Source organism: Amycolatopsis sp. cmx-4-54, assembly GCF_046548895.1.
Lineage (GTDB): Bacteria > Actinomycetota > Actinomycetes > Mycobacteriales > Pseudonocardiaceae > Amycolatopsis.
This window is the reverse complement of record NZ_JAEBEJ010000005.1, coordinates 695160-706222: the sequence shown is the minus strand read 5'-3', so window position 1 is coordinate 706222 and position 11063 is coordinate 695160. Positions and strand designations below refer to the sequence as shown.

Here is an 11063-nt window from a genome sequence, read left to right as displayed (position 1 = left end):
ATCATGATCGGCGACACCATCGCCCGCCAGCTCACCCTCAACCGAGCAGTACGCTACCAACCACTCAACACCAAACTGTCCGACAAGTCCTGAAACACATCTGTCCGTGAGGTCCTGAAACAGCACAGATCGTTAGAACGACACTTACCACTCACGACCTCCGCCCGCGGGATCACGGTGTCGGCTCGGGCAGCGCGGTGGTCATCGCGCCGTCCACGGTGACGGTCTCACCGGAGACGAACCTGGCCTGATCGCCGAGGAGGAAGGCGATCACGCCGGCGACGTCCTCCGGCCCGGCCAGCTCGCCGACCGGCTGCAGTCCGGTCAACGCTTCGCGGGTGGCCGCGTCCCGCCAGCGATGCGCGTTACGCGGCACCATGACGAACCCCGGCCGGACGGTGTTGCACCGCAGTCCGCGTGGTCCGAGTTCCACGGCGGCCGCGCGGCCGAGCGCCTCCAACGCGGCCTTGGCCATCGCGTACGGAGCCTGTCCGGCCCAGGCCAGGCCCGCGTGGATCGAACTGACCAGCACCGCGGCGCACGGCCTTCCCCCGGCACGGGCGACCAGCTGCTGCAACGGCTCCAACGCGGACACCGCGCCGATGTCCAGCACCCTGCGCAGCGCGTCCGACGTCTGCTCGGCGAAGGGGGCGCGATGCTCGCTCAGCAGGCAATGCACCAGTCCGGTCACGTCGCCGAGGGTGTCGAACGCGGCGCCGATCACCGCCGGATCGGTCGCGTCACCGCGGATCCACGGCACGTCGGCGTGTTCCGGTGGCGGTGGCGCGATGTCCACCACCGCCACCGGCCGTCCCTCCAGCAGCAGCGCGCGCACCACGGCCGAGCCGATACCGCCCGCGCCGCCGAGGACCACCACACCACTCATGACCACTCCCCACTGGTGAAGAAGGCACGCACGACGAGTCCCGCCGCCGCGACGACCAACGGATTGCCCCGGGTCAGTGGCCGGACCAGTGCCCGCGGCGGAGCCGTCTCGACGCGATCGCGTACCGCGTCGAGCCATCGATCCGACGGCGCGCCGCTGCCACCGAGGACGATCACGTCCGGCCGCATCAGGTCGTACACCGTGTCGGCCACCAGAGCCACCTGGGCACTGCGCGCCTCGAGAAGCCCGGCCGCGGCCGGATCCGTGTCCGCCAGGCGGATCAGCTCCGTCAGCGAGGTCACCGCGACCCCGGCGGACCGAGCGGCGGCGAGCAACGCCACGTCCGTCCCGCACTCGCCGAAGCGCCCGTGACCGCCGCCGGCGAGTTCGGGTACGAGGAGGCGGCCGAAGCCGCCCTGAACGATGCCGTTCGAGGACGGGCCCACCTGACGCCTGAAGAACCCCGTCTCCGTGACGTTGCCGATGAACAGGTACGACACGTCGTGCCCGCCGAGCCCCGCGCCGAAGGTGAGTTCGGCGCCCAGCAGGGCGGCCACGTTACCGTCCACCACGACGTCGAGCCCGGTCCGCTCACGCACCACGCCGCCGACCCGGACGTCGGCCCAGCCCAGCACGTCGTTGCGCACGACCCTGCCGGTCACCCGGTCCACTTCACCGCCGGCGGTGACCCCGACACCCAGCACCGGTCCCGGCGCGGCGTCCGCCATCCCGGCCGCCAGTTCCGCGGCGTGCCGCAGGGTGGCGGCGCTGTCCGCCGGATCGCGGTTCTCGGAGTACGTCTTGACGCAATGACCGGACAGGTCGATCAGTCCGAGGGTGGTCCGTTCGAGGCCGAGGTGCACACCGACCGCGTACCGGCTGGACGAGTCGAGCTCCACCGGCACCCGGGGCCTGCCGACCCGGGCGGCGGTGGGCTGCTCGACGAGTTCACGGACGACACCGGCGGACAGCAAGGGCTCGATGATCCGGCTGACGCTGCCGTGGTTGAGGGACAGTTCCTTCGCGATGTCGCCGCGCGCCAGCGGTCCGCTCCGCACGAGCAACTGGAGCACGGCGGCCGTGTTGGCCTGCCGGGCCTGCCGCGGCCGGGTTCCGCGGTGACCGGGGTGGTTCATCTTCACTCCGGCTTCCCGGACTCGACGCTGTTGGTTTCCTCGAGCTCGACACCGGTGGTGGCCAGCCACGGCGACACCAGCACGATCACCGCGCTCACCAGGAACGCGCAGGCGTACCACGCCACGACCGTGATCCCGTGCTTCTGCGCCAGCATGGGCGCCAGGAACACGTTGAGCGCGATCGCGAGCCGGGTCACGCACTGAGCGATACCGGAACCCAGGCCCCGCAACGAGGTGGGAAACGCCTCGGTGCTCCACACCCACGACAGCACGCCCGGGCCGAACCACGTCAGCATGGCGTACACGACCCAGAAGGCCACCAGGCCGACGCCTGCGCGGTCGCCGGTGAACGCGATGCCCAGCCCGGCGGCGAACACCCCGAGGCAGGTCCACACGCCCAGCCAGCGCCGGTTGATCCGGTCGATGACCGCGGCGCCCGCCACCACGGCGATCAGGCCAACCACGAAACCCAGGAGGGAGAAGTACAGGGTGTTGGAGACCCCGATGCCGGTGCTGCTGATGATCAACGGCCCGGCGACCGTCGCCACCGCGCCACCGAAGGCCTGGATGGCGAAGAACGCCGTGACCGTCGCCAGCCGCCGCCAAGCACCGCCGGCCACCAGCATCCGGTAGCTCCGCTTCTCGGAAACCTCGCGCTTCGGCGGCTCCAACCCGAGCGCGTCGTAGATCCGCCGCGCCTCCTCGACGCGACCGCGCGCGCTCAGCCATCGGGGCGACTCCGGCAGGAATTGCCTTGCCACCAGCACCGCGGTCGCGGGCACCGCGGCAAGACCGAAGAGCCACCGCCACGTCTCGTCACCGAACACGGGCTGGAGTGCCAGCGCCAGCAGCACCGACGTGATGGCACCACTCAGCCACATCATGTTCGGCAAGCTGCCCGCGATCCGGCCTCGGCGGGATTTGGGCGCGATCTCGGTGAGGAAAGCGTGGGAGGTCGGGATGTCCATCCCCACCGCGACACCGAGCACGAACCTGGCCGCGACCAATTGCCAGACGTCCTGGACGAACGCCGCGGCGAGGGAGGCCACCACGAAGACCACCAGGTTGATCATGAAGATCACCCGGCGGCCGAACCGGTCGGACAGATCACCGAAGATCACCAGGCCGAGCGCCGTGCCCACGAACGCCGCCGCGGTCACGAGCCCGACCTGGAACGCGGTGAGGTGGAACGAGGGCTTCAGGAACAGGACGGCGGCGCCGATGACGAGCAGGTCGTAGCCGTCGATGAACTCGCCGAACGCGACAAGCCTGCCGGTCCAGTTCCGCACGAACCGCGCCCGCCTCGGCGACATCGTCGACTGGATCGCCATCCCCGACACCATCAGGATTCCTCCCCCGCCCGCTTTTTGTGCGACGAACACCAAATTAGGAGCGGGTGCGCCTCCCCTGCCCGTATCCGGCGTCTTCGGGGACGATCGGCCCGCCGAGTCGGCCCGATCGGGCAAGCCTCCTGTTCGCCATCACTGCGGCGCCGGTTCCTTCGAGTGGCGTCCCAGGCTCGCGATCGCGGCCATGATCAGCACGACCCCGACGACACCGGCCACCGTCAGCCGCTCTCCCAGGAAGACGACGGCGAGCACGACAGCGGTGACCGGTTCGAGCAGTGTCGCGACCACCGCCGCGCCACTGGGTGTGGTCCGCAGGCCGGTGAAGAGCAGCGCGTAGGCGAGCGCCATCGTCACGGCGCCGAGGTAGCCGATCAGCGCCCACGACCCGATGTCGGTGGTCCAGATCCGGTCACCGGCGGCCAACGGCACGACCAGTCCGGCGGGAACGAGGACCATCGCGGCGACGAAGGTCGTCGTCGTGGTCATGGTCACCGTGTCGAGCCGCAGGGACAGCGGCGCGGCGGCTTCGGCGGAAATGGCGTACGCGGCTCCGGACACGAGTGCGGCGAGGACCCCTGGAACCGGGTACGGCGCTTCGCCGACAGGGCTGCCGAGGATGCCGACCAGCAGAAGCCCGGTCACCGCGGCCGTGACCGTGACCAACTGGCCTGGGGAAGGCCTGCGGCGACTGCGGACGCTGCCGGTGATCAGCAACAGCACCGGCGCGAACCCGAGACACACCACGGTGGTGATGCTCACCCCCGCCCACAGGACGGCCACGAAGAAGAGCAGTTGGAAGGTCGCCGTCGAAACCCCGACCACGGTCACTCGCCGCCAATGCCGCCGACCCAGTCGCGCGCAGTCGCGCAACCGCCGCATCGCGGCAGCGGCGATCACCAGGACGACGACCGCGACGAGGGCGCGGTACCCGCCGATGGCCAGCGGCGAGAGGCCCGAAGCGTCGTGGACGACCGGGATGGCCGGACCGATCGTGCCCCAGAGCACGCCGGCCAGGCACACCAGGACCAGCCCTCTCCCCTTGCCCGCGGATGCCTGGACCGGCTCGGTTTCCGTTGTCGCCACACCGGCAGCATGTCAACCGGCGCAAGGCCGAGGCGAGCCGGCCACGCGAAGGGAGCGCCGTGGATTCCCGATCGCGGTCAGCCCCGGAGACCCCGGTTCACCGTGGCTCAGCGTGCCCCAGGAGGGAGCGGGTGCCTTGGGGAAGGACGGCATCGGCGAGGTGAGCGGTGACGGCGTCACGCAGGGCACGTACGGCCTTGGACGGTTCGACGTCCTGCCGGCCGGCGAGCCGCACGACCCGGCTGAGCCCCGGCTCGGCGAAGCGGGTGACGCGAAACCGGTCCCTGACCACGGTGCTCGGTACGACGGCGATCCCCATACCGGCTCGCACGAACTCCAGTACGGCGTCCATCTCACCGCCCTGGATGGCGAACACCGGCTCGAATCCCTCGGCGCGGCAGGCGTTGATGGTGGCGTCGCGCAGGTCGTAACCGCGGCGGAACATCACCAGCGGCTTGTCCTGGAGATCGGCGATCCGCAGCCGCCCCCGCCGGATCGGCGCGGGCCGGTCCTTGGCGGAGATCACGACCAGTTCCTCGATGAGCAGCGGCTGGGTGGCCAGGCGGGTCCGGTCGCGCAGCCGAGAGTCGACGATCAGCGCGAGATCCAGGGCGCCTTCGGACAAATCGGTCTGCAGGTCCCGAGAACCACTCTCGTGCAGTGTGAGCTCGATCCCAGGGTAAGCGGCGCGGAAGCCCGCGAGCATCGACGGCAACAGGCCGGTGCACAGGCTCGGCGTGGCGCCCAAGCGCACTCGCCCCCGCCCCAGTTCGTCGAGTTCCCGCACGGCCTGGTACGCGGATTCGGTGTCGGCCAGGACGCGCCGAGCGTACGGCAGCAGGGTTTCGCCGGCCTCGGTCAGCGAGAGATTTCCCCGTATCCGGTGGAAAAGCTCGGCGCCGACGTCGCGTTCGAGCGCCCGGACCTGCTGCGAGAGCGACGGCTGGGCGACCCGCATCAGCTCGGCGGCGCGGGTGAAGTGCCGGGTGTCGGCGACGGCCACGAAGTAGGCGAGCTGGTGGAACTGCATCGCACCATCATAGGCACAGCCTATGGTGATGAGACTTTTCTTCTGTTTGCCCTCTGGTCGGCCCGGCCCTAGCGTCGGTCGTGTGTCCACCGAACTCGCTGTCCCACCACGAAAGACCACGTCGATCGGTCGTTTCTGGGCCTCGACGATCGGGAAGAAAGCCGTCATGGCGGTGACCGGCCTGGCGCTGGTGGCCTATCTGTTCGCACATATGCTCGGCAATCTGAAGGTCTTCTTCGGCGCCGCCGCGATGAACGACTACGCGGCCTGGCTGCGCACGATCGGTGAGCCCGCGCTGCCGTACGAGGCCGTCCTGTGGATCGTGCGCGCCGGCCTGCTCGTCGCGTTCGTCCTGCACGTCACCGCCGCCGTTCAACTGTCCATCCGGGACCGCCGGGCGAGACCGGTCCGGTACGCACACCGCAGGCGGGCACGCGCGAGCTTCGCGACGAGCACGATGCGCTGGGGCGGCGCGACGCTCGCGGTCTATGTGGTCTGGCACATCCTGGACCTGACCGTGGGCGTGGCCAACCAGGACTTCGTCGCCGGGCAGCCCCACCACAACATCGTCGCCGACTTCAGTGTGTGGTGGGTCAACGTGATCTACATCGTGGCGTTGCTGATGCTCGGACTGCACCTCAACCACGGCTTCTGGAGCGCGGCCCGCACGCTGGGCTCCGCCAGGCCGGTGATCAGGACCATCGGCACCGCCGTGGCGGTCATGATCACCGGGGGCTTTCTCGCCGTCCCGATCGGCGTGATGACCGGATTGGTGGCCTGACCATGCTCACTCATACCGTCGGCTCCCCCATCGCCGACACCAAGACGCCGGACACGGTCCTGGAACGCCGTTGGAACGAAAGGAAGTTCACCGCGAAGCTGGTGAACCCCGCCAACCGTCGCGGGCACCGGGTGATCGTGGTCGGCACCGGGCTCGCGGGCGCGTCCGCGGGTGCGACGCTGGCCGAGCAGGGCTACCACGTGGTGCAGTTCTGCTTTCAGGATTCCCCTCGCCGGGCCCACTCCGTGGCCGCGCAGGGCGGCATCAACGCGGCGAAGAACTACCGCAACGACGGCGACTCCGTTCACCGGCTGTTCTACGACACGGTGAAGGGCGGGGACTTCCGTTCGCGGGAGTCCAATGTGTACCGGCTGGCGGAGATCTCCACGCAGATCATCGACCAGGCCGTCGCCCAGGGAGTGCCGTTCGCCCGTGAATACGGCGGCCTGCTCGACACGCGTTCGTTCGGTGGCGTGCAGGTCCAGCGCACGTTCTACGCGAGAGGCCAGACAGGTCAGCAACTGCTGCTCGGGGCTTACCAGGCGCTGTCGAGGCAGATCGATTCCGGCGGCGTCGAGCTGCACGCCCGCACGGAGATGCTGGACCTGATCGTCGTGGACGGCCGCGCGCGGGGAATCGTCGCCCGGGACCTGATCACCGGGCGGATCACGACGCATCTCGCCGACGCCGTCGTGCTGGCGACCGGCGGCTACGGCAACGTGTTCTACCTGTCCACCAACGCCAAGGGCTCCAACGCGAGCGCGATCTGGCGCGCCCATCGCCGCGGTGCCTACTTCGCGAACCCGTGCTTCACGCAGATCCACCCCACGTGCATTCCCCGCACGGGCGAGCACCAGTCGAAGCTGACGTTGATGAGCGAGTCGCTGCGCAACGACGGCCGGATCTGGGTGCCCCGGCGCCGCGGCGAGGACCGGCCGCCGGACCGGATCCCGGAGGACGAACGGGACTACTACCTGGAACGGATGTATCCGAGCTTCGGCAACCTCGTACCACGCGACATCGCGTCCCGGGCGGCGAAGAACCGCTGCGACGCCGGTTTCGGCGTCGGGCCGGGCGGATTGGGCGTGTACCTGGACTTCGCCGACGCGATCGCCCGCCTCGGCCGTCCGGCGATCGAAGCCCGCTACGGCAACCTCTTCGACATGTACCAGCGGATCACCGCCGAGGATCCGTACCGGGTCCCGATGCGCATCTATCCCGCGATCCACTACACGATGGGCGGTCTGTGGGTGGACTACGACCTGCAGAGCACCGTTCCCGGACTGTTCGTGATCGGCGAGGCGAACTTCTCCGACCACGGCGCGAACCGGCTCGGGGCCTCGGCGCTGATGCAGGGCTTGGCGGACGGGTATTTCGTGCTGCCGACCACGATCAACGACTACCTCGGCGGCACGACGCTCGACGCGGTCGGCCCCGCGCATCCGGCGGTCACCGCGGCCGAAACCGAAGCGCGGGACCGGCTGGACCGGCTGCTCTCGATCGACGGCACGCGGACCGTCGACGAGTTCCACCGCGAACTGGGCCTGCTGATGTGGGACCACTGCGGTATGTCCCGCAACGAAAGCGGTCTGCGCAAGGCGTTGGAGCGGGTGCCGGAACTACGGGCGGAGTTCTGGCGCTCGGTCCGCGTCCCCGGCCAGGCAGGTGAGCTCAACCAGGAGCTGGAGAAGGCCAACCGGGTCGCGGACTACCTCGAACTGGCCGAACTCATGCTGCTGGACGCCTTGCTGCGCGAAGAATCGTGCGGTGGCCACTTCCGCGAGGAACACCGGACCGACGGCGGTGAGGCACTGCGGGACGACACGCGCTTCAGCCACGTCGCCGCATGGGAGTACGGCGAGCGACCCGTGCTCCATCACGAGGAACTGACCTTCGACCACGTTCACCCCACCCAACGGAGCTACACGTGAAACTCACCGTGCGCATCTGGCGCCAGAACGGGCCGCGGGAACGCGGGCGGATGGTCTCCTACGCCGTCGACGACATCAGCCCGGACATGTCGTTCCTGGAGATGCTGGACGTCCTCAACCAGGATCTGATCACCAGAGGTGAGCCACCGGTGGCGTTCGACCACGACTGCCGGGAGGGTATCTGCGGCTCCTGCGGCGTGGTCATCAACGGGCAGGCACACGGCCCGGAGCGGACCACGAGCTGCCAGCTGCACATGCGGGCGTTTCGCGATGGGGACGTGATCGACGTGGAACCCTGGCGTGCCAAGGGTTTCCCGGTGGTCAAGGATCTGGTCGTCGACCGGTCGGCCTTCGACCGGATCATCCAGGCCGGCGGGTACGTCACCGCGCCGACCGGCAGCGCCCCGGACGCGCACGCCACGCCGGTCCCCAAACCGGACGCCGAGGTGGCCTTCGACAACGCCACCTGCATCGGCTGCGGCGCGTGCGTGGCGGCCTGCCCGAACGGGTCGGCGATGCTGTTCACCGCGGCGAAGGTGACCCATCTGAACGTGCTCCCGCAGGGGCAGCCCGAGCGGGAACAGCGGGTACTCGACCTGGTGGCCGCGATGGACGACGAAGGGTTCGGCGGTTGCACCAACACCGGCGAATGCGTGGCATCGTGCCCGAAGGGAATACCGTTCGCCAGCATCGCCCGGCTGAACCGGGAGTTCCTGCGGGCCTCGCGGTGACGTCGCGGCGCCGGAAGCGTCCCCGGTACGGAGGTGCCCTGCCTGTACCGTTCCCGTACCCGGCTGGTCTGTTCCACCCGAAACTCGACCCGCACTCTTGTTCGATTGGATGGGAAAGAGCCTGTGGCGGTGAACGGCGGCATCGAATCGGCGTGGGAGCGGATCACGAGCTGGCTGCGTAGCCATACACCGGTCACCGCGGCCACCCTCCGGCCCCCGGCACCCGCCGACGACCATTGCGCCGTGCAGAACGCGGTGCGGCGGCCGCTCCCGGACGACCTCCTGGTGTGGTGGCGCCTGATGGACGGTGTCGACGACCATGCCGACTACGGCACCGCGTTCATCTTCCCCGGGGCGTACATGCCACTGCCGGTGACGCGGGTGCGGGAGGAATGGGCCGGCCTCAGCGCCTACCCCGACCAGGACTGCTGCCGGCCCGACGGACACCACCAGCGCGCCGCCGGCGACCCCGTCCTCGGGTTCTGTACTGCCCTGCTCCCCGTCTGCCGCGCCGTCGACGGTGCCGTCCTCGCCGTCGATCTGCGCCCCGGCACCGACCACGGCTGCGTGCTGGGCTGGATGGCACAAACCGGTGCCCACCGGGCCATCTGGCCCGGCGTCGGCGCGATGCTGACCGACACCGCCGACCGCCTCGACCGACACCACCCCGCGGCCGGGGTGCGGACAGGTCCAGGTGCTCCGGCCATCCGCGACGACGGAGCCTTGACCTGGCTGTGAACCCCCGGGCGGCGTGCTCGAGACGTCAGAAGGCGAGCAGGCCGTTCGGGACGCCCAGGCCGGTGGGGCCGTCCCAGCCTCGCTGTGCCCGGCACATCCGGTCGTCGAACCGGGTGAGGGGCCGGTTCTGTTCCGTCTCCCAGGCCGCGGAGCAGTGGCCATCGGTACCACTGAGCGGCGGGATGAGGTTGGCGCCGGATTCGACGTCGGAGAACGCGCGTGCCGGTGCCCGGTACAGCGTGTTGGGTCCGTGTACGTCCCGTAGTTTCCCGCCTGCCGCGTACATTCCCGCGATCTGCGGGGCCGCGGCGCTCGTGCCCGCGAGCACCAGCCAACCGGACTCCGCGTGATCCGCCGGGCGGTACGAGGTGTAGACGGCGAGGTTCTCGGCGACCGCCGACACGTCGGCGCCCGCTCGCGAACCGTGGCACAGCGCCGAAATCGCCGTCGGCTGGTTCTCCGGCGGAGCGACGCCGGGCGTGCATCCGGAACCTCCCTGTGCCCACGCGCCCTGCGAGTAGCGGTGGTTCTGCCCGACGAGCGTGGTGCCGCCGACCGCGGTCACCGTGGGGAGCGCTTGTGGCCACACGGCGGCGGCCCCGGTGAAGCCGGGGGTGAAACCTGCCGTGGTGTTCCCGTTTCCGTTGAAACCGCGGTCCCCGGTCGCCGCGGTGATCGCCACCCCGCGCTGGTCCAGCGCTTCGGCGATCGGGCCGCGCAACGCGTTTTCACTGCCAGGCAGGGTATAGGAGATGCTGATGGCGTCCGCCCCGGCGGCGACCGCGGTGCGGACCGCCTTGCCGAACGCGGCGGCGTAGCGGTCGTAGCCACTGGCGTTGGTGGGGTCCGTCGGCCCGTTGCCGATCGGGATCTGCACCGACAGCAGCCGGCACGACGGGCACGTCGCCGAGGCCATGTCCGCGTCGAGAGCCGTTTCGATGGCCGAACCCTGCGCGATCTGCTTCTCGGCGTCGGTGGCCGGTGGTGGGAGGGCCGGGCCGCCCGCGAAGTCCAGCTGGCGGAAGCAACCGTCGGCGGTGCCACACGGGGGAAGCCCGTACTGTTTCCGGTAAACCGCGAGGTCTTCCGACAGCGTCGGGTACGGGCCGAGGTTGATCAGCGCGACGGTGCCACGGTGGGGAGACCACGCGGGAAGCCGGTACGCGGCGCGGAGATCGTCGGCTCCCCAGCCGATCGGTTTGGCACTGCGCGCCATCACCCGGGACTGGCAACCGAACATCGCCAGCGCACCCCCGCAGACCGCTTGCCCGTCTTGACCGTCGTCGGCCGCGGAGGCGGGAACCGCGGTGAGGGCCATCGCCGCCAGGACGACGACACCTGCGAACGCCGGCCGTCCGCGTCGAAATCCGTACATGGGAACTTCCTTTCGGGTTGTGG

General features: G+C 69.9%; 10 protein-coding genes. 4 read left to right on the top strand and 6 right to left on the bottom strand.

What is annotated here, in order from left to right; translation table 11 throughout:
- Nucleotides 1–172 precede the first annotated feature (172 nt).
- From ACLJQ7_RS20535 to ACLJQ7_RS20515, 5 genes are all read right to left on the bottom strand, one after another.
- The gene (locus ACLJQ7_RS20535; RefSeq protein ID WP_410649793.1) at nucleotides 173–886 is read right to left on the bottom strand and encodes an SDR family NAD(P)-dependent oxidoreductase; all 714 of its coding nucleotides are present in this window, start codon (nucleotides 884–886) and stop codon (nucleotides 173–175) included.
- Nucleotides 883–2022, bottom strand: a complete 1140-nt coding sequence (locus ACLJQ7_RS20530) for an ROK family protein (RefSeq protein ID WP_410649792.1) — start codon at nucleotides 2020–2022, stop codon at nucleotides 883–885. Before ACLJQ7_RS20530 ends, ACLJQ7_RS20535 begins: the two co-directional genes overlap by 4 nt.
- A gap of 2 nt (nucleotides 2023–2024) precedes the next feature.
- Entirely contained in the window at nucleotides 2025–3353 is a 1329-nt protein-coding gene (locus ACLJQ7_RS20525; protein WP_410649791.1) for an MFS transporter, read from the bottom strand.
- A gap of 150 nt (nucleotides 3354–3503) precedes the next feature.
- Nucleotides 3504–4454 (bottom strand): DMT family transporter, encoded by a 951-nt coding sequence (locus ACLJQ7_RS20520; protein ID WP_410649790.1) that lies wholly within the window; start codon nucleotides 4452–4454, stop codon nucleotides 3504–3506.
- 97 nt (nucleotides 4455–4551) lie between these two features.
- Nucleotides 4552–5484 (bottom strand): LysR family transcriptional regulator, encoded by a 933-nt coding sequence (locus ACLJQ7_RS20515; protein WP_410649789.1) that lies wholly within the window; start codon nucleotides 5482–5484, stop codon nucleotides 4552–4554.
- An 82-nt stretch (nucleotides 5485–5566) separates the two neighbouring features.
- Between ACLJQ7_RS20515 and ACLJQ7_RS20510 the strand changes: the two genes are divergently transcribed.
- The 4 genes from ACLJQ7_RS20510 to ACLJQ7_RS20495 all read left to right on the top strand — a co-directional run bounded on the left by ACLJQ7_RS20510 (nucleotide 5567) and on the right by ACLJQ7_RS20495 (nucleotide 9665).
- Nucleotides 5567–6265 (top strand): succinate dehydrogenase cytochrome b subunit, encoded by a 699-nt coding sequence (locus ACLJQ7_RS20510; RefSeq protein WP_410649788.1) that lies wholly within the window; start codon nucleotides 5567–5569, stop codon nucleotides 6263–6265.
- Nucleotides 6266–6267: 2 nt separating this feature from the next.
- The gene (locus tag ACLJQ7_RS20505) at nucleotides 6268–8196 is read left to right on the top strand and encodes a fumarate reductase/succinate dehydrogenase flavoprotein subunit (protein WP_410649787.1); all 1929 of its coding nucleotides are present in this window, start codon (nucleotides 6268–6270) and stop codon (nucleotides 8194–8196) included.
- The gene (locus tag ACLJQ7_RS20500) at nucleotides 8193–8927 is read left to right on the top strand and encodes a succinate dehydrogenase/fumarate reductase iron-sulfur subunit (RefSeq protein ID WP_410649786.1); all 735 of its coding nucleotides are present in this window, start codon (nucleotides 8193–8195) and stop codon (nucleotides 8925–8927) included. Before ACLJQ7_RS20505 ends, ACLJQ7_RS20500 begins: the two co-directional genes overlap by 4 nt.
- Before the next feature lie 129 nt (nucleotides 8928–9056).
- On the top strand, nucleotides 9057–9665 hold the full coding sequence (locus ACLJQ7_RS20495) for an SMI1/KNR4 family protein (protein WP_410649785.1): 609 nt from the start codon (nucleotides 9057–9059) through the stop codon (nucleotides 9663–9665).
- A gap of 25 nt (nucleotides 9666–9690) precedes the next feature.
- On the opposite strand, the gene ACLJQ7_RS20490 is transcribed toward ACLJQ7_RS20495, so the two are convergent.
- Nucleotides 9691–11040, bottom strand: coding sequence for a S8 family serine peptidase (locus ACLJQ7_RS20490; protein WP_410649784.1), 1350 nt, complete (start codon nucleotides 11038–11040; stop codon nucleotides 9691–9693).
- Nucleotides 11041–11063 lie beyond the last annotated feature (23 nt).